General features: G+C 70.2%; 15 protein-coding genes. 4 read left to right on the forward strand and 11 right to left on the reverse strand.

Features of this window, described 5'->3' with window-relative positions; translation table 11 throughout:
- Positions 1-54 precede the first annotated feature (54 nt).
- Complete coding sequence (locus AB5I40_RS04120; RefSeq protein ID WP_370937071.1) at positions 55-726, reverse strand: response regulator; 672 nt, start codon at positions 724-726, stop codon at positions 55-57.
- Positions 714-2,639: a histidine kinase gene (locus tag AB5I40_RS04125; protein WP_370937072.1), complete on the reverse strand. Its 1,926-nt coding sequence runs from the start codon at positions 2,637-2,639 to the stop codon at positions 714-716. Before AB5I40_RS04125 ends, AB5I40_RS04120 begins: the two co-directional genes overlap by 13 nt.
- Before the next feature lie 222 nt (positions 2,640-2,861).
- Between AB5I40_RS04125 and AB5I40_RS04130 the strand changes: the two genes are divergently transcribed.
- Both AB5I40_RS04130 and AB5I40_RS04135 read left to right on the forward strand, forming a co-directional pair.
- Complete coding sequence (locus AB5I40_RS04130) at positions 2,862-3,200, forward strand: RICIN domain-containing protein (RefSeq protein WP_370937073.1); 339 nt, start codon at positions 2,862-2,864, stop codon at positions 3,198-3,200.
- A gap of 783 nt (positions 3,201-3,983) precedes the next feature.
- Positions 3,984-4,250, forward strand: coding sequence for a hypothetical protein (locus AB5I40_RS04135; protein WP_370937074.1), 267 nt, complete (start codon positions 3,984-3,986; stop codon positions 4,248-4,250).
- Between the two features lie 204 nt (positions 4,251-4,454).
- On the opposite strand, the gene AB5I40_RS04140 is transcribed toward AB5I40_RS04135, so the two are convergent.
- The 9 genes from AB5I40_RS04140 to AB5I40_RS04180 form a co-directional block, all read right to left on the reverse strand.
- Positions 4,455-4,982, reverse strand: a complete 528-nt coding sequence (locus AB5I40_RS04140; RefSeq protein ID WP_370937075.1) for a hypothetical protein — start codon at positions 4,980-4,982, stop codon at positions 4,455-4,457.
- On the reverse strand, positions 4,972-9,369 hold the full coding sequence (locus AB5I40_RS04145; RefSeq protein ID WP_370937076.1) for a DUF6531 domain-containing protein: 4,398 nt from the start codon (positions 9,367-9,369) through the stop codon (positions 4,972-4,974). Before AB5I40_RS04145 ends, AB5I40_RS04140 begins: the two co-directional genes overlap by 11 nt.
- A complete protein-coding gene (locus AB5I40_RS04150; protein WP_370937077.1) occupies positions 9,366-9,731 on the reverse strand; it encodes a type VII secretion target in 366 nt (121 codons plus the stop codon). Before AB5I40_RS04150 ends, AB5I40_RS04145 begins: the two co-directional genes overlap by 4 nt.
- A gap of 30 nt (positions 9,732-9,761) precedes the next feature.
- Complete coding sequence (locus tag AB5I40_RS04155) at positions 9,762-10,328, reverse strand: YbaB/EbfC family nucleoid-associated protein (protein WP_370937078.1); 567 nt, start codon at positions 10,326-10,328, stop codon at positions 9,762-9,764.
- Positions 10,329-10,541: 213 nt separating this feature from the next.
- Positions 10,542-10,955: a VOC family protein gene (locus AB5I40_RS04160; protein WP_370937079.1), complete on the reverse strand. Its 414-nt coding sequence runs from the start codon at positions 10,953-10,955 to the stop codon at positions 10,542-10,544.
- Positions 10,956-11,002: 47 nt separating this feature from the next.
- On the reverse strand, positions 11,003-11,767 hold the full coding sequence (locus AB5I40_RS04165; protein ID WP_370937080.1) for a helix-turn-helix domain-containing protein: 765 nt from the start codon (positions 11,765-11,767) through the stop codon (positions 11,003-11,005).
- 98 nt (positions 11,768-11,865) lie between these two features.
- A complete protein-coding gene (locus AB5I40_RS04170; RefSeq protein ID WP_370937081.1) occupies positions 11,866-12,180 on the reverse strand; it encodes a hypothetical protein in 315 nt (104 codons plus the stop codon).
- 152 nt (positions 12,181-12,332) lie between these two features.
- On the reverse strand, positions 12,333-12,581 hold the full coding sequence (locus tag AB5I40_RS04175) for a hypothetical protein (protein ID WP_370937082.1): 249 nt from the start codon (positions 12,579-12,581) through the stop codon (positions 12,333-12,335).
- Between the two features lie 29 nt (positions 12,582-12,610).
- Complete coding sequence (locus AB5I40_RS04180; protein WP_370937083.1) at positions 12,611-14,074, reverse strand: hypothetical protein; 1,464 nt, start codon at positions 14,072-14,074, stop codon at positions 12,611-12,613.
- A 426-nt stretch (positions 14,075-14,500) separates the two neighbouring features.
- Here AB5I40_RS04180 and AB5I40_RS04185 point away from each other — a divergent pair, with 426 nt between their 5' ends.
- On the forward strand, positions 14,501-15,325 hold the full coding sequence (locus tag AB5I40_RS04185; RefSeq protein ID WP_370937084.1) for a hypothetical protein: 825 nt from the start codon (positions 14,501-14,503) through the stop codon (positions 15,323-15,325).
- A 29-nt stretch (positions 15,326-15,354) separates the two neighbouring features.
- Positions 15,355-18,420, forward strand: a complete 3,066-nt coding sequence (locus AB5I40_RS04190) for a BTAD domain-containing putative transcriptional regulator (protein ID WP_370937085.1) — start codon at positions 15,355-15,357, stop codon at positions 18,418-18,420.
- Positions 18,421-18,467: the final 47 nt, after the last annotated feature.

Raw genomic sequence — 18,467 nt, forward strand, 5'->3', positions numbered from 1 at the left:
CGATGGCCGCCGCGGCGGCCGGCTACAAGAAATCGTCAACGCGGAATTGCCGGTCTAGGTCGAGGGTCCGGTGTCGGTGCGTCCTGTGCGGCCGAGGTAGGCGAGCACGGCAAGCACGCGGCGATGGTCCTCGTCGGTGGCGGTCGTCAGGTCGAGTTTGGCGAGGATGTTGGCGACGTGACTCTCCACGGTCCGCGCGGTCAGGTACAGCCGTCGCGCGATGCCGATGTTGGTGCGGCCTTCGGCCATCAAGGCGAGAACGTCGCGTTCACGGGAGGTCAGTGCGGTCATTGGCCGGTCGGGCGAGCGTCGGCAGATGAGGCGGGTGACGATGTCGGGGTCCAGCGCCGACCCGCCCGCAGCGACCCGCCGCAGAGCGTCGAGGAAGTCGTCCACGTCGAAGACCCGGTCCTTGAGGAGGTATCCGAATCGGCCGCTGGCGACCAGTTCGACGGAATGTTTGCTCTCGACGTGCTGGGAGAGCAGTACGACTCCCAGTTCGGGGAAGTCGGCGCGGATCTGCCGGGCGACGCGGGCGCCGTCGTCGGTGTGCTCCGGCGGCATGCGGATGTCGATGATCGCCAGGTCGGGATCGGTCTCGTACACGGCGCGCAGCACCGAGGGTGCGTCCGCTGCCTTGGCGACGATGTCGTGTCCCGTGTCCTCGAGCAGGCGGGCCAGGCCCTCCCGGAACAGTACGGAGTCTTCGCCGATCACGATGCGCACGGCAGCTCCGCCTCAATGCGGGTGCCCGCTCCCGCCGGGCTTTCGACCCGAAGCCGGCCCCCGGCCGCGGCGACCCGATCGGACAGGCCGGCCAGGCCCGATCCGGCCTCCGGCGCTGCGCCGCCGATCCCGTCGTCGACCACCTCGACCCGCAACCGGTCGCTGCACTGGCCGACACTCACGGCGATGCGCTTGGCGTGCGCGTGTTTGGTCGCGTTGGCGACCGCCTCGGCGACCACGTAGTACGCGGTCGTGACGACGTCATCGGCCAGGTCGCCCGTACTGATATCGAGTTCGATCGACATCGGCAGGGTGCTCGTCAACGCTGCCAGTGCGGGGCCAAGGCCGTCGTCGAGGCTGCTCGGCCGCAGTCCGTGCGCGAGTTGGCGCAGTTCGGCGACAGCGGTGCCGAGTTCCGCGACACCGTGGTCGAGCAGTCCGTTCACGTCGATTGTGCCGCCGCGCAACTGCCGCTGCGCCAACCGCAATGCCACGCCGAGCGTGACCAGCCGCTGCTGGGCTCCGTCGTGCAGGTCGCGTTCGAGCCGGCGTCGTTCCTGATAGCCGATTTGCTGCAACCGATTCCGGCTGACCTCGACCTCACGCAGCGCCTGAGCGAGTTCGATGCGCAACCGGACCAGTTCGACCAGCACCGCGCACGCCGCGGCCACTTCGCGCAGCAGCTCACGCGAGCCCGCGCCGGTCCAGCGCAGCACACCGATCTCGACATCGCCGACCCGCACCGGCACCGAACGGTCCGCGGCGGACAAGAGCGCGGCACCGTTCGCGCTGACGAGATCGTCCCGGCCCGGCAGGCGATAGCCCACGCGCAGCGAGGGATCCCGCAGCGCCTCGCCGAGTACCGCTTCCACCTGCTCGGGTTCGGACTGTCCACTGTGTACTTTCTGGAGCAGGGCGTCCAACGCGGTCAACGTGGCCCCGCGGATCGGGTAAAGCCTGCGATCGACCACGTGCTGCACCCGATCACGCGCGGGAGCCAGCGCGATGACGCAGATCGCGGTGACGACCGCGGCGACCACCGCGGAATCACGGCCGGCGAGCACTCCGCTCAGCGCGGACACCGCGGCGAAGACTCCGATCAGCCCCGCGGTCACCACGGTGTAGGCGACCGTGGCGGACAGCGCCCGCCCCGGGTCGTAAAGCCGGTGCCGGAGCATCGCGATGGCGGTCGCGGCCGGGATCGCGAGATAGAACGCCGCCAACCCGAACAGCACCATGTCCGCCCGGCCGAGCAACAGGTAGCTGGCCCAACACAACAGCAGGGTCGCGGGCAGGAACATGCCGCCGAGTACGAACCAGGTCAGCTGCGCGCGGCGCACGCCGTCGGCCCGGCGGTAACGACGCACCAGTGCGGTCGCGGTCGCCACCAGCATCGACAGGAACGCGGCGAGCAGCACGATCGCGAACATGTTTGGCAGACCGTCGTCGCCGGCGGTCTGCGGCAGTGCCAACGCGATGATCAGCACCGGCATCCCGACCACGACAACCCGCCAGCGCCGGGAGGGCAACGACCCGTCCGGGAAGTACAGCGTCAACAGCGCCACGGGCAGATACCACAGCGGCCAGACGCCCCAGTCCAACGCCGCGATCACGCTGGCGCCGGGCAACACTCCGGGCCGACGTGCGGCGACCGTCGTGGCGATGTCCAACAGCCCGACCACACACGGCGCGAGCCCCATCATCACCAGCAGCGGGCCGACCACGTTGACGGGCCGCCGCCGGGCCACGACCAGACCGAGCACCATCGCCGGCACCGCGAGCCCGACGCAGACCGCGAAGTGAGCGATGTCCGAACCCGCCGGCGACACCGCGAGCACCACACCGGTGGCCACCGTGACGACACCAGCTGCCAGCGCCAGCACCACGGCCAGCCGTTGAGCCCCCTGCTCCACCAACCCACTGTAGAGGGCTCGGCTATAGCGCGCCTCCGTGTCAGCACGGAGACCGGTTTTCCGTATCCGTCACGATGCGGAGGCACTGCGCGGACTGCGATCGTTGTCCTCGCACAGTCGGCACCCGGCAGCGCCGACAGTGTCGGCAATACCAGACGGGCCGTCGCCGGCTGTGCACCTGGGGAACATCGATCCTTAATCACGCATTTCGGGGAGTTTTTGATGCTCATCACACACGTCGCCGCGGCGACCACCGCACTCCTGTTCGGCGTGACGACCGGCATCTCGCCGGCCGCCCCGCAGGGCGACTTCCAGATCAAGTCGCAGCTGAACAACAAGTGCCTGGACATCGCTTACGCCAACCCGGCCGACCAAGCGAATGTACAGATGTTCAGCTGCAACGGCCAAGCCAACCAGCACTGGTACTGGGACGGCATGCAGATCAAGTCGCAACTGAACAACAAATGCCTCGACATCGCTTACGCCAACCCGGCCGACCAAGCGAACGTTCAGATGTTCAGCTGCAACGGCCAAGCCAACCAGCACTGGTACCAGGAATAGTCATTCGAAGATCTCCAGCCTGTTGACGACGGCTGCCCGGGCATGAAGCTCGAGCGTCAACGACGACGGTCGCCAGGCGGAATTGGGCTGCCGGTCTATTCCGCCTGGCATACCGATGGAATCAGGACAATGGGAACGCTGACCGCAACCTATGCACCTTCGTGCGGTCGAAAGACAGCGACCTCCGGCTGATTATCGACGAGGCAGTCGTTCTCCGCCAGCAAGGAACAAGGTGTCGGCTCCGTTTCAGTCGAGGGTTCTTTCATACACGGGTTTCGCGGCCCGTCGAAGGATACGAGCAGCGCGGCGCGTTTTCCGGGACTTGGCTTACGCGGCCATGGCTCGCCACGTGCGGTCGTCGGACGGTGTCGTGCGTTCGGCGACCGCCTCTTTCCAGCGGACCTGGAATCCTTCGAACAGACGGCCTTGTCCCGGACCTGCTGCCGACCGAGTCGGCTGAACCGGTGATCCGGACCATCGCCGAAACGAGACCGGCACCCGCCCGGCTGGGAGATGCTCCCCCGGCCGGGCAGCGAACCCGCCCGCCCGCTCGGCCACGCGGCCGGGACTGCATACCGTGCGTCCAGGTGGCGAAGCGACCATCAACGCCGGCCCCACGAGACAGACGCGCTGGGCCACCTCACCGCGACCGCGTATCTCGGCCTGCTGGAGGAAACGCGGGCCGAGTGGCTGGTCACCAGTCTCGGCACACCACACCCGCCGTGCGTCCTCCGCTCTCAGCACATCGACTAACGCCGCGAAATCACGCCCGCGGACGGCCCGGTGACGGTGCCCCTGGCAGTCCTGGAACTGGGCACGTCGAGCGTGCTGATTTCCGAGGGAGTCTCGGCCGGCGGAACCATCCGCGCGAAGTCGGAGGCAGTGCTGGTCATGTGGGACGGTCAGCGCCGCACCGCTCGCCCGATGACCGAGCACGAGCGCTCGTCGCTGGCGGCCTTCATCCCGCCGGACAGGCGGATTTCCGCCCGGGAATACGCGAGCCGGGAGTGCGTCCAGACAGTCAACGGCGACTCTTGGGCGAAGGGCTGAGCGGTCGCATCCTGGGCCGCTGCGTACCGGACCTCCTGCCCCACCAGGCGCAAATGCCCACGGCGTCAACGACGCCGCCGTTGACCCGGACGGGAATCCGGCTGACGTCGCAGCGGGGCAGTTCCAGCACGGCGGACACTTCTCGTTGTTCGGGTGCGAGTATCCGGAAAGGCGCCGTAGTTGCGCTCAGGACTCCGAGCCGGGTCAGGGCAGGGTCGGGACGATGTCGCGCCACTCGGCGAGTTCGCCGCGCAGCTCTTCGTCCTCGACCTGCTCCGTCAGCTCCAGCGCGGGGACCACCAGGATGCGGACCCGGCGCAACTTCCGCATCACCGGTACGTCCTCGGCCCGCAACGACCAGGGCGTCGCGGCGACCTCGGCCGGTGAAATCCCGGCGAGGGTCAGGCAACGACGGGCGACCTGGTCCGGCCGCAGGCTCCGCGGCCGGTCGGCTGGGGCTAAGGCGAGGCAGAGTCTCGCTTCCCTGGTCGCCACCTCGCGGGCGTCCAGGCCCCCGGTCTCGAGTGCGGTTTCCAAGGCGGCCACGGCCAGCTCCGCCCACGCTCGCCGCTCCGCCTCGGGCGTCGCGGGGCCGGTCGCGGCCAGCGTGACGTGCTGGACCACGCCGAGCCACCAGTTCGTCCCGGCGTTCGGAGGCCGCAGGGCCAGCAGCCCGGCCCGCCGGTCCGCCGGGTCCGCGAACCTCAGCGCGTCGAGTTCGTCAGCCTCCACCGACCGGGCTCCTCTCCCAGGTATCCGGGACACCGTAGCGGCCGAACGCGTCGACGCCCTCCTGGATCACCGCGTCCCCGTCGTGCTCCACCCCGTGGAAGTAGTGCCCGCTGTGGTTGTCGATCTCGAGCCCGAAGTAGCCGGCGTCGGAGCCGCCCGCGACGTTCGCCTGGCCGGCCGCGCGGACGCGGCTGCCGTCCGCGATGGCGGCGTGGCTGATTTCGTCGCCGTTCACCGTGTGCGGCGCGACGCGCAGCTCCCCGCTGTCGGTGACCACCCACTTGAGCTGTCCGTCCCCCGAGTTGATCATCGCGTCGAATTCGGGCGTGCCGGGGGTCGTCGGCGTGACCCCGTTGCGGCGCATCACTTCCCGCTCCGCGTCGAGGCTTTCCGGTTGCTGGTTGCCGAAAGTGCAGCCCTCGAGGCCGAACGGGTCGATCCAGCCGGTGGGGTTGACGACGTAGCCCTGGGTGTTCGGGGACGGCGCGAACCCGAGGGGATCGTGCGAAACATACTGTCCCGCGGCCGGATCGTAGTAGCGGTGGTAGTTGTAGTGCAGCCCGCTCTCGGCGTCGAAGTACTGGCCGGGGAAACGCAGCGGCGTGGTCGCCCGGTCCGTCCGGCGCCCGAGCATCTCTCCCCACAGCGAACTCTGCCGGCGCCAGGCCACGTTCCCCTGTTCGTCGACGAGCTCGGCCGCGGTGCCGACGAGGTCGGTGACAATCGAGTAGAACTGCCGGTCGACCCATTCCTGCCCGCGGTCGCGCTGGGTCTGGCTCACCGGCTGCCGTCCGCCGGGCGCCCAATCCCAGGTGGTCGCGGCGGAACCGTTGTGCACTTGCTCCGCGAGCGTGCTGCCGTCCCAGACGAAATCGACCTGCTCGGCCACCTGGGCGCCGTCCGGGCCGAGCCGCTGCTTGGCGATGCGGCGGCCGAGCGGGTCGTAACGGTAGCGCCACCGGGTCCCGTCGGGAGTGGTGACGCCGACCAGACGGTCCTCGCTGTCCCAGCGGTAGTGCCAGGTCGCGGGTTTCGCGGACAGCCGCTTGCGCTGCCGAAGGACGACGCGGCCCTGGGCGTCGTGCCGGTACCGCAGTCCGCCCGACGAGCGCAGCAGGGCACCGTCGAACTCCCGCGGGGCGAGCATCTCGCCGGGTAGCGCAGACGCGGCGAGGACGCCTGTCGGCGCATAGGCGTACTGCTCCACGCCGTGCGCGGCCGATACGCCGGTGACCCGTCCGGCTTGATCGAGTTCGAACCGACTCGGTCCGGCGAGTTCGTCGTCGATCCCGGTGAGCAGGCCGTCGGGCCGGTAGTGGTAGGCCCGCCGCTGCACCAGGCGCGGCTGCGCCGAGCCGCCCGTCGCGGCGGAGACGGTCTGGGAAAGGAGCCGGTGATCGGCGTCCCACGCCTGTGCCAGAACGGTGCCGGTGTCGAGCAGCCGTTCGATCTCGTGGCCCGCCTGGTCGTAGCCGAAGCTCATCACGTGCCCGCCGGTGCGCAGGGCGGTCGGCCGGTGGCTCGCGTCGTACTCCCAGACACTGCGCTTCCCGGTCGGCGTGGTGCGGGCGATCCGCCGCCCGGCGACGTCGAATTCCGACCGGAGCGTGCGGCCGTTGACCGTCTCGGCCAGCACCCGGCCGAGCGCGTCCCGTTCGAAGACCACCTCCGCGTCGCCGTTGGCCGCCCGGCTCAGCCGGCCCATCTCGTCGTAGCCGAACGTGGTGACGACATCCGCCGACCTGCGCTCCACTACCGCGCCGAGCGCGTCGCGGACGAAGACGGTGGATTCGCCGGCGCCGTTCGTGCGTCGTTCCACGCGCCCGGCGCCGTCCCGCTCGTAGCGGAGCATCCGGCCGTTGAAGTCCGTCTCGCTGACCAGCCGCCCGGCGGCGTCGTACTCGTAGCGCCAGGTCAGGCCGAGCGCGTTGCGGACCGCGAGGATGCGCAGCTCGGTGTCGTACTCGTATTCGAGCCGGGATCCGTCCGCCTCGGTCCGGACCTTCGGCAGCCCGAAATGGGTCAGCTCGACGCGAGTGCGGTTGCCCAGTGCGTCCACCCGCTCGGTCTGGCCGCCTTCCGCGTCGTAGCGCCAGCGCTCGCAGGCGCCGCCCGGCAGCGTCCGCGACAGCAGCCTGCCCTCCACCGTCCAGGCCAGCCGGGTGGTGTTCCCGCCGGCGTCGGTGAAGGTCGCGATCCGGCCGAACCGGTCCCGGGTGCACGTGCTCACCTCGCCGCGAGGCCCGGTCACCCGCACCGGCAGCCCGGCCGCGTCGGTCTCGATCCTCTTGGTTCCGCCCGCCGGATCGGTGATGGCGGCGAGGAAACCCCTCGCGTCGTAGGAATACCGGATCGTCGCGCCCGCCGGATCGGTCACGCTGGCGAGGTCGCCCGCGGCGGTGTACGTCCGCCGCCAGATCCCGCCGTCCGGCTGCACCACCGTCACCGGCTGCCGGAAATCGTTGTACTCGGCCAAGCTCTGGCTGCCGTCCGGGCGCGTGACAGCGACGAGATTGCCGTCGTCGTCGTAGGCGTGCCGCGTCGTACGGCCGGTCGGGTCGGTGCGGGAAGCCAGTCTGCGGAGCCCGTCCCACTCGTACCTGGTCTCGTTGCCGAGCGGGTCCACTTCTCGCGTCAGCTGGTGCAGTTCGTCGAAGTGGTAGGTGCTGACATTGCCGAGCGAGTCGGTCTCGCGGGTGATCCGGTTCGCGGTGTCGTACTCGAAGGCGCCGGTCAGCATGTCGCCCGCGCCGTCGGTTCGCACGCACCGGCCTTCGTGGTCGTAGGTGTAGGCGTACCACTCGCCGATCCGGTCGTCCCAGCGGACGACGCGCCCGGCTCCGTCGTAGCTGAACCGCATTGCCTGTCCGGACGAGTTCGTGACCGAGGTCAGCCGAGCGCCGGCGTACCCGAACCCGGTCAGCGCGATCTCGTCGCCAGGCCCGTTCACGAGGCGGAGTCCGGTCACCCGGCCGTCCTCGCTGTCCACCGCGACGCGGTAGCCGCCCGAGTGGCGCACGGCCGTGGGCACGCCGTCGGAGTCGCGGTCGAACTCGATCCGGTTGCCCCGGCGATCGGCGACGACGGCGAGCGGGGCGAGACCGTCCTCCGGCGGAGGAAAATGCAGCGTCCGACCGGTTTCCGGCTGGCTGAGCACGTACCCGCCGTCCGCGGACCGCCCCAACGGCCATCGCGAGCCCACGACGGGCAGCACCGTGGCGCCGGCCGCCGGAGGGAGCGGATAGACCAGGATCACCCCGTCGGGGCCGGCGAAGCACACGCCCTGCTCGTCGAACTCCAGCCGCTGGTCCAAAGTGGACGACCAGGACGGGCCGAACAGCCTCCCCGAACGGTAGGAGGACACGTGGGTCCGGCGCAGCACCAGCGGCAGGACGCCCGGCAGCTCGACATCGGTCTGCACCATGAACATTTCGCCGGTGGCCGCGTCGACGGGTTCCTTCCGCCCGCAGCGGCCAGTGGGTTCCTGCGCCCGGTCCGCGGGGTTGGCCGCGTCGTCCCGCAACGAGCCGGGGCGCGGGTCCCCGCTGCCCTCCGGCCCGGTGGCGTGCGTGCCTTCGGCGGAGGACGGGTGCGTGCCCTCGCCGCCGAGGTGCGGTTCCTCGCCGCCCGCGCGGCCGTGCAGCGCGGCCATGGCTTTCTTGACCGCCGCGAAAATCTCCTCCAGCTTGCTCATCAGCGGCCGCAGCTTTTCGACCGAGTTGATCAGCTTCTTGATGACCGCGCCGATCTTCTCGACCCACGCCGACACCTGCTCGACGACCTGTGCGACCACCACCGGAGTGCCGAGGCCGAGCGAGCAGACCTCCTCCAGCGCGTCCTGGATGAAGTCGCCGACCGCCTGGGTGACCATGTCGCGGACGAGCATCCGCACCGCGCCGGTGATCACCCCGACGATCTCGACCACCGTGCCGACCGCCGCCGCACAGGTCGACGCGGCGCCGAGATGATCGGTCTTCTCCTTGAGGTTCGCGCGGTAGGCGTCCGCGCCCGAGCCGGTCCAGTGCGCGGTCTCCTTCGCGACGCCCGCGGCCAGGTCCTTCGCGGCCTTGTCGACGGCGGCGGCCACGTTCTTCCAGGTCTGCGCGTACGCCGCGATCTGGTCCGCGTCCCCGGCGAGCTGGTTCAGCGCGTCCTGCAACGGCTTGACATGCTCGATCAGCCAGTTCAGCCCGTAGGAGATCAAGGTCCCCACCGGGTTCATCGCCATCGTCAGGACGTCCAGGCCCGCGCCGAGCGCGCCGATCCCGCCCTCGATCCACGAACCCGAGGAGATCCCCTCGTACGCGCTCGCCGCGTCGTCGATGACGTTGATCCCGGAATGCCACGTCGTCGAGTCCTGTTTGGCGGCGACCAGCGGGTTGCTCATGCCGCCGGCCCTGGCCGAGATCCTGACCGGCCGGACTCCAGCTGGCTCATCAGCGGTTTGAGCGTCGTTACGTGCGCGTCCTCCGTTCGCCGGTAGGTGTCGGCGACCTTCGAGACGGTGTCCGACACCGACGTCATCGCGTCCTGCGCCAGCTTCAGCGTGATCAGTCCCGGGGCGGACACCGCGAGCACCATCGGGACGAACAGCGGCCCGCAGATCATGCCGTACGCCTGCACCCCCATCGTCACCTGTTCGGCCGCCGCCAGCGCCTGCCCCAGTTCGGCCCCGACCTGCTGCACGGTTTTCGCGTGCGCCGACAACTGTTCCGGGTCGACGGTGTATCCGCCGTCTGCTTCACCCACTTCGATCCCCCATTCGCCAGCCGAGAACCGTCAGCCTCTCGTCAGGAACGACCGATCTTCGAAGCCCTCGTCTCCGTCGTCGCCGCGGCTGTCGTCCTTCGGACGGCTCGGCGGCTTCGGTTTCGGTGTCGAGGGGGCGGGCGGTGGCGGCTCCTCCTCCAGTTGCCCGAGGGACTGCCGCGAGGCCGGGTCCGCCGGCGGCGCGGGCGTCTCGGGCTCCGGCTCCGGGAACTTCTCCCGGTACCGGCCCACCACGGTGTCGATCGTGTCCCGGTCGTCCCCGATGGTCTCGGTCATCACCTCGCCGAGCCGCTCCGGCAGCCGGGCCTGCGCACGCCGCATCGCGGTCAGCACCGCGGTCGCCACCTGCTCGCCCGACAGTTCCCGGACCTTGTCGGTGATCCGCAGGTCGGTCGCGTTCCCGGCCGAGTCCACGGTGACGGTCACCAGCCCGTCCCGGGACGACTCGGTCACCGACACCCGGCCGATCGCCGATTGCATCTCCTGGTAGCGCTGAGCTTTCTCCTTCGCCCGCGCCACCCACTGGTCCACCTGCGCGGCCCGGTCACCGGTCCCGTTCGACAACGGATCGCTCATCTCCACCGCCTCCGCGCATCGGGCCCGGGATCACCCCGAGGAAACCATCGGGCGCCCGGCTCTCGGCCCAGCGCGGAGCAAACTACCCGAACGGACCAAGCCTTTTGCCGGAGTTTTTCCGAATATCCGTTTAGCGAAGCCGCCGAGGGAATCGCCCTCGGCGGCAACCCTGACCGAGCGGCGGCCCGGAGCCCCGCCAGAAGGCAGCCAACGTCATTCCGGCGTGCCGGGCATTGCCGAGGCGTCGAACGAGAGCAGCTCCCAGCTGTGGCCGTCCGGGTCGTCCACCGCGCGGTTGTAGAGCCAGCCCATGTCCTGCGGCAGGCGCGGTTCGGACCCGCCCGCTTCGACGGCGGCGTCGGCCAGCCGGTCGACCTCCTCTTTCGACTCGGCGGGCAACGCGAGGATCGACTCGATCGCGCCTCCGGAGGCCACCGGCCGCGAGGTGAACTGGCTGAACTGCTCGTGTGTCATGAGCTGCACGGTCACCGCCTCGCCGAGGACGACCTGCGCGGACGTCTCGTCGGTGAACTGCGGGTTGAGCTCGCCGCCCAGCGCCGTGTAGAACGCCGTGCTCGCGTCCAGGTCGGCGACCGGCAAGTTGACGTAGATCTGCGTGAAAGCCATTGGTGCTCCTCGGTTCCGGCGGCCGGTCGTTCCGGCTGACTGAGAACCTACGGCGCTACCTCGGCGTCGGTCTTGTACAGGAGCGACACCATCTCGCCGGCGTCGGGCCGCCGCAGCTGGGTCGCCGTCCGGCCGACGAACCGGCTCAGCGACCGCGCCAGGTGCGGCTGGTCGTGATACCCGACCAGATGCACGACATCGGTCGCGGCCACGCCCTGGCGCAGCAGCATCGTGGCCCGCCGCGCGCGCTCGATCTGCCGGATCATGCCCTGCGTCAGGCCCGTGGCCGCGGAGACCCGGCGCTGCACCGAGCGCGGGGTGACCAGCACCGGCCGCTCCCCGGCGAGGACGTCGGCCACCAGCGGGTCGCGCACCAGCAATCCCGCCCGGACCAGGCGGCCCACGAACGTTTCCGCGTTCTCGTAGGTGGGGATCTCCCACTCGGTGTTCTGCAGCACGAACGAGCGCGGCGTCGTGAACGGGCTCGACACGGTGCCGTCCACCAGGCCGCCCACGGGCAGGTTTCGCAGAAATGCGCCGTGCCGGAAGATCACGCCGAAGGCGCTGCCCAGCCCGCCGCCCAACGGAACCACAGTGGGCCGCGTCTCGGGACCGCGGACCGACACAGCGGTAGCCCCGGCCGACGCCCACACCAGCAGCTCCCAGTTCGAGTTCACGACCGACACCATGCGCTCCGGCGCGAAACCGCCCTGCCCGCCGTCCGGCCCCACCCGGTACACGCCCTCGATGTAGGGCGAGTCCGACACCCGGTACTGCAGCCCTGGGATCCCCTCAACGCGGTCGAGCGACACGTCCGGCATCGTAGCGCCCAGCGGGCGCGGTCAGCTCCCGGCGAGCACCCGCGGGAACTTGAACCGAGCCCCGCGTCTTCGCGTCGGCAGTCCCGCCGCTACGGGGAGTCCGCCTCCAGTACCAATACCGTCATGTCCAGGAGTCGTTGGTAGTACTCGCGACCGTAGGCGTCCAGTTCGGGGATAACCCGGATGAGCCGCTGCTTGTATTCGGCGAGGATGTTCCATCTCCAGTCGTCCAGGAGACCCTGCCGCTGCAGCCAGGTGGAAACGCAACCGGCGGGGTGCGCATCAAGCAGCACCATGTCGAAGCCTGCCACGTCGGCACCGCCTCGGTACCGGCTCGGGAACGGCGCCTTGCGGTGCACCTCGAAAAGCGCCGTGACTGCTGCCAGCCGCTCCGTGAGCTCCAACGGCTTCCTCCTAGGCCAACGGACTAAATGGTACGCACGCTCACCAGCATGAGCGGGCGTCGCGGATGGAAGTCTCCCGGCGTCGTGCTCAGCCCGAGGACCGCTCCCTTCCTCGCGGACGAACGAATGCGTGCCGCCGCACTGCAAGCCTGCTAGTTGCCCCAGGCCGGACTGTGGTTAGGAGGATAAGGAGAGCTGGAGGCGCCCTTCACCCAGTCATGCACGTCCTGCCGGTCCCAAGCGAGGAGCGTCTCGACGTTCCGGACGCACAGGCCGTAGTCGAGATTCCCGAACAGGCGGCTGACGGTGCTCTCCTGGTTGAGCTGCTCGTATCCCTTGCCAGTCTTGTACTCCATCCGCACAGCGGTCTGCAGCCGCCCGAGGCGGAGGTTCCCGTTCACCACGGTCAGGACTCACTGATGGACGATCCTCATCCGACCCGCGCGGCCCCCTGACAGCCGACCGGGTCGCAGTCGTCGGGGTGGTTGCCGGTGACGGTGGCGTGGTCCAGCTTCACCGTGTTGCCGGAGCCGACGTGCATCCCGCCGCCCCTGGCCGCGGTGTTCCCGGTGACCACGCTGTCGGCCAGAACGTGGGTCGCGGCGGCGTGGACGCTGGAGACCGCGATACCGCCGCCGTTGCCGCCCGCGACGTTGTCGGCGATCCTCGCCCCGGTTATCCGGAACTGCGCGAGCGGGCGCTTCCGAGTGCTGTGCAGCGCGACGCCTCCGCCGTCCTGCCCGGCGCGGTTGCGCGCGAACTGGCCTCCGGTGACGGTCAGCTCGCCGATGTGGTCGTAGACCCCGCCGCCGGAGCCGGGGGTTCCCGGCCGGCCGGTGCCGGGCGAGCCGGTGCGGTTGTCGGCGATCGTCGTGCCGTCGAGGGCCGTCGCGCCCGCGCCGGTCCAGATTCCGCCTCCGTCGCCCGCGTTACCGTCGTAGCCGCGGGTCGTGCCGCTGCCCCCGGCGCCCGCGTCGCCGGAGGTGTTGCGGCACACCGTGCTGCGGGCGAACGTGGTCTCGCCCGCGACGTAGGCCCCGCCGCCGCTTCCGCCGGGGCCGCCATGACCGGCGGATCCGCTGGGCGAGCTTCCGAGCGGTCCGCCGATCCCGCCGCCGCCCGCCTTGTTGTCGCAAACGGAACTGTCGGCGACCGTGGTGTGCTGGGTGCTCCAGATCCCACCGCCGTGTCCGCCGTGCGCCCAGTTGTCCCCCTCGGCACCGGGAGCCGTCGAGCTGTCTCCGCCGCTCCCGGTCCGGTTTCCGCCGACCGAACTGTGCTCGACCGTCAAGGCGCCCTGGCGGACCGCGATCCCGCCGCCACTGCCGCCCGAACCGGGGAAACCGCCCGTGCCGACTCTGGCCCAGGGACCGCCGTTGCCCGTGGCGTTGCCGGTGACCGTGCTGTCGGTGATCGACAGCGTGCCGCCCGAACTGAACACGCCGCCCCCGGACCCGCCGTCCGCGGCAGGCAGGCCGTCACCGGTGGAATTGCCGCGGATCGTCACCCGGAGCAGCGCAAGCGAACCGGTGTTGAGGATGCCACCGCCGTCTTCTCCCGGCGCGGTGCGGCCGCCGGTGACCGAAAGATCGGAAATCGACACCCCGGCCGCGTCAGTGCGGAGAATGCGAAAAGGCGCGGCAGTTTGCGTGCGGGCGAGAGTAGCGTGATGGCCGTTGACGGTCGTCGGCGCGGTGATCGCGGGCAACGCCGCGGTGAGCTGGTACGTGCAATTCTCCGCCAGGTCGATCGAACTTCCCGGATGCGCGTTGGCGGATGCGATGGCGGAACTGAGACCGACCGCGTCGCAAGGAACCGGCGCGACGGCCGTCCCGGACGTCGTAAGCACTCCGGCCGCCAGCACACTCGAACCCAGCAAGGAAAGAATCACCACGGCATATCCCCTTTGATCGCGAAGACCTTCTGGCGCCCGAGTTCACCACAACCGGGGAGCACCGAAAGCGATTCGGCGGCGAATTGGGCCGAGTGGCGCAGGAACTCCGTTCCTTTTCGCTTGCGTTTGCATTGTTCTCGATCACCATTTCTTATCGCCGGCCCGGATCAGCCGAGGAAACGCGGCAGCGCGTCGCCGGTATCGGCGGGATTGTCCTCGGGCGCGAAATGCCCCGGACCACGATCCCGCCGCCGATGTCGTGGCCGATCAGCGCGGGTGGCTCGAGCCCCCAGTGCGCCGCCAGTTCCCGCTGACACCGCCGCTGACACCGGCGATCCTCGGCGTCTGAGCCGTGACAGCCGCGTGTCTCCCCGGCAGGCGAATGTGGTCACAACGAACCACCGAGCCACCCCAAGGAGACCGGAAATGTCCACGTTCACCACCCCCAACCCCATCACCGCCGCCCTCACCACCGCCGGCGCCCGCGTCCGGATCGCGGCCAGCGAGCGCACCGACACCGTCGTCCGGGTGCAGCCCGTCAACGCGGCGAACTCCACCGATGTGAAGGTCGCCGAGAAGACCAAGGTCGAGTTCGCCGACGGCGTGCTGTCGGTCAAGACCACCAAGTCCGGCAGCCAGACCGGCTCCGTCGAGATCGCGATCGAACTGCCCGCCGGATCGAAGCTCGTCCTGAACACGGCCTGGACCGAAGTGCAGGCGGACGGCATCCTCGGCGACTGCGAGGTCAACATCGGCTCGGGCCAGGTTCAGCTCGACCGGGTCGCCGCACTGCACGGCAACCTCGGCGCGGGCGGGCTCGCGGTCGGCCACGTCGCCGGCGAAGCAGTCATCGAGGGCAGCACGGCCGGTCTGCGCATCGGCGAGGCCGACGGCGAGATCCGCTATCATGGCACGACCGGCAAGGTCTGGATCGGCCACGCCCGCGCCGACATCGACCTCGGCGGCTCGAACGGCAGCTTCGACATCGGGACGGCCGACGGCAGCGTCGTCGCCAAGGCGGCCAACTGCCCGATCCGGATCGGGCGGGTCACGCGCGGCCAGGTGGAGCTGTCGAACGCGGCGGGCGGGATCGAGGTCGGCGTCAGCGCGGGCATCGCCGCCGACGTCGACGCGAAGAGCACGAAAGGCCTGGTCCGCAGCACTCTCGGCGCGCCGGACAGCTCGGGCGCCGCGCTCAAGGTCCACGCCCGCACGCGGCTCGACGACATCGTTCTCTATCCCGCTGCCTGACCACCCGATCGGATGGCAGGATCGTGCAGGTGCAGATCAAGATCCTGGGTCCGTTCGAGGTCCGCGACGGCGACGTGGCCGACGTTCCGGGCGCGCGCCTGCGCGGACTGCTCGTCGCCCTCGCGCTCCGGCCGGGCCAGGTCGTTCCCAAGGCGACGCTGATCGACTGGATCTGGGGCGAGCATCCGCCCGCCGAGGCCGCGAATGCCTTGCAACGCCTGGTTTCCCGGCTGCGCAAGGCATTGCCGGGAGCCGTCGTCGAAGGACTGACGGACGGCTACCGGCTCGCGCTCGACCCGGACGCGGTCGACGCGGTGCGCTTCGAGCGGCTTGTTGCCCAGGCCCGGGACGACCACGGGCCTGGGCGGCTGCGCGAAGCGCTCGAATTGTGGCGCGGGCCCGCGATGCAGGACGTCGGCTTGCAGGACAGCGAGGCGTTCGACGCGGCGGCCACCCGGCTCGAGGCTCTGCGTCTGGCGGCCATGGAAGACCGGTTCGAAGCAGAACTCGATCTCGGCCGCGGCGCGGACCTCGTCGCGGAACTGACCGACCTGGTGGCCGCGAACCCGGTGCGGGAGAAGCTCGTCGCCGCGCTGATGCGGGCGCTCGCCGCCGCAGGTCGGAACACCGAAGCGTTGCAAGCATTTCAGCGCCTCCGGGAGACGCTGATCGACGAGCTGGGCGCCGATCCGTCGCCCGAACTGTCCGCGTTGCACGTCGCGTTGCTGCGCGGCGAGGTGGGGCGACGCGAGGAAAGCCGCAAGACCAACCTGCGCGCCGAATTCACCAGCTACGTCGGCAAAGAAGCCGATGTCGCCGCCGTCCGGGACATGGTGTCGCGGCATCGGCTCACCACCTTGACCGGTCCCGGCGGGTCGGGAAAGACCCGGCTGGCAACGGAAACCGCCCGCACGCTGGTCGACGGACTGCACCACGGCGCCTGGCTGGTGGAGCTGGCCGCCATCGGGAACGGCGACGACGTCGCGCAGGCCACGCTGTCCGGGCTCGGGCTGCGCGACGCGCTGCTCGGGGAAGCGTCCTCCGCGGATCCGGTGGACCGGCTGGTCTCGGCGATCCGCGACCGCGAAATGGTGCTGGTGCTGGACAACTGCGAGCACGTCATCGAGTCCGCGGCCGCACTCGCCCACCGGCTGCTCGGCGAGTGCCACGGATTGCGGATCCTCGCGACGAGCCGGGAACCGCTGGGGATCACCGGCGAGGCGCTGTGGCCGGTCGAACCGCTCGCGCAGGCCGAGGCCGTCCAGCTGCTGCGGGACCGGGCGACGACGCGACGCCAGGACCTCGCGGACGACCGGACGCTGGCCCGCATCTGCACCGCGCTGGACGGGATGCCGCTCGCGATCGAACTCGCGGCGGTCCGGCTCCGCACGCTGTCGGCCGAGCAGCTCGCGGACCGCCTCGACGACCGGTTCCGGCTGCTCACCGGCGGCAGCCGCACCGCTCTCCCCCGGCACCGGACACTGCGCGCGATGGTCGACTGGAGCTGGGAGCTGCTCAGCGACGGCGAACGGCTCGTGCTGAGCAGGCTGTCGGTGTTCGCCGGCGGTGCAAGCTTGGCGGCAGCGGAGCGGGTCTGCGCGGGCGACTTGGTCGACGCGTACGAGGTGCTGGACCTGCTCACCGCGCTCAGCGACAAGTCCCTGCTCGTCGCGTTCGGCGAAGGCGAGCCGCGGTACCGGATGCTCGGCACGATCAAGGAGTACAGCGCCGCACGGCTCGCCGAGGCCGGAGAGACGGACCTCGCCCGGCAGGCGCATCTCGCGTACTTCACCGAGCTGGCCGAGAACGCGGAACCCCGCCTGCGCCGCGGCGAGCAGTTGGAGTGGCTCACCGTTCTCAAGGCAGAGCACGACAATCTCGTCTCGGCGATGCGCGGCGCGCTCGCGGCCGGCGACGCCCACGCGTCGATGCGGCTCGCCGCCGCCTGCGGCTGGTACTGGTGGCTCGTGGGCCGCAAGGCCGAGGGCATGGAGCTGATCAGCGCCGCGATCGCGACTCCCGGCGAGGTCCCCGACGGGATCAAGGCCATCGTGTACGCCCTGACCTCGATGTTCGTCACGTCCGGACCCGGCGACATGCCGGAGGCCGCGAAGTGGATCCACCAGGCGTACGAACTCGGCAAGCACGACCGGAACCGCCACGCGGCGCTGCGGCTGGTGGTGCCGCTGGAAATGATGCTGCGCGACATGGACGCGCTCCTGCCGGCCTGGGAGTCGCTGCTGAGCGACGAGGATCCGTGGGTGCGCGCGTTGTCGCGGCTGCACATCGGCAAGCTGCGGATGATGCTCGGCCAGGACTGCGAATCCTGGTTCGACGAATCACTGGTCGAGTTCCGGGTGCTCGGCGAACGGTTCGGCATCTCGTTCGCGCAGACCGAACTCGCCGATTGCGTGGCCATGCGCGGCGAATTCGCCGAGGCCAGCGAGCACTTCGACCAGGCGATCGCCGTCGTCACCGAACTGGACGCGCTCGACGACGTCGTCCAGATGCGCATGCGGCAGGCCCGGCTGCACTGGCTCGCCGGGGACAAGGACGCCAGCGCCGCCGCGGTGGCCGAGGCGGAAAGCCTCGCCGAAGGCGTCACCTGGCCCGGGACGCTGGCGTCGCTCGCCTTGGTCCGGACCGAATTGGCCCGGTGGAACGGCAACGAGCAGGACGCCTTCGACCAATTCGGCCAGGCGATGAGCCTGCTGGGAGAAGAAGCGCGGCAACCGCACCTGCGGGCCGCGACCCACGACCTGCACGCCTGGTTCACCGCCGATCTCGACGAGGCGCGCGAACACCGTGCCGCAGCCTGCGACGCGGCAGCGGAAACCGGCCGCGCGCCAGTGATCGCGCAGATGGTCGTCGGGGTCGCTGACCTGGCATTGCGGCGTGCACAGTACGACCACGCCGCGCGGCTGCTGGCGGCGAGCGCGCAGGTGCTCGGCCGGAAAGACCTGTCGAACCCGGACGTGACACGGATCGAGCAGGAGGCGCGCAACCACCTCGGCGACAAAGCATTCGACCAGGCCACGCGGAACGGCGCGGCGAGCTCGTGGACCGAACTGGTCGCGGCGCCCCTCGCGCCCTGACGCGGCTCCCGGCCCGTGTCAGCGCCGTGACCGCTCGGTGTCTGGCC

The organism is Amycolatopsis sp. cg13, assembly GCF_041346965.1.
Classification (GTDB): Bacteria; Actinomycetota; Actinomycetes; order Mycobacteriales; family Pseudonocardiaceae; genus Amycolatopsis.

Bases quoted from the DNA above. Each gene is read 5' to 3' on its own strand.
- AB5I40_RS04130 (WP_370937073.1), top strand. From the start codon at position 2,862: ATGCTCATCACACACGTCGCCGCGGCGACCACCGCACTCCTGTTCGGC.
- AB5I40_RS04185 (WP_370937084.1), top strand. From the start codon at position 14,501: ATGTCCACGTTCACCACCCCCAACCCCATCACCGCCGCCCTCACCACC.
- AB5I40_RS04160 (WP_370937079.1), bottom strand. From the start codon at position 10,955: ATGGCTTTCACGCAGATCTACGTCAACTTGCCGGTCGCCGACCTGGAC.
- AB5I40_RS04155 (WP_370937078.1), bottom strand. From the start codon at position 10,328: ATGAGCGATCCGTTGTCGAACGGGACCGGTGACCGGGCCGCGCAGGTG.
- AB5I40_RS04145 (WP_370937076.1), bottom strand. From the start codon at position 9,369: ATGAGCAACCCGCTGGTCGCCGCCAAACAGGACTCGACGACGTGGCAT.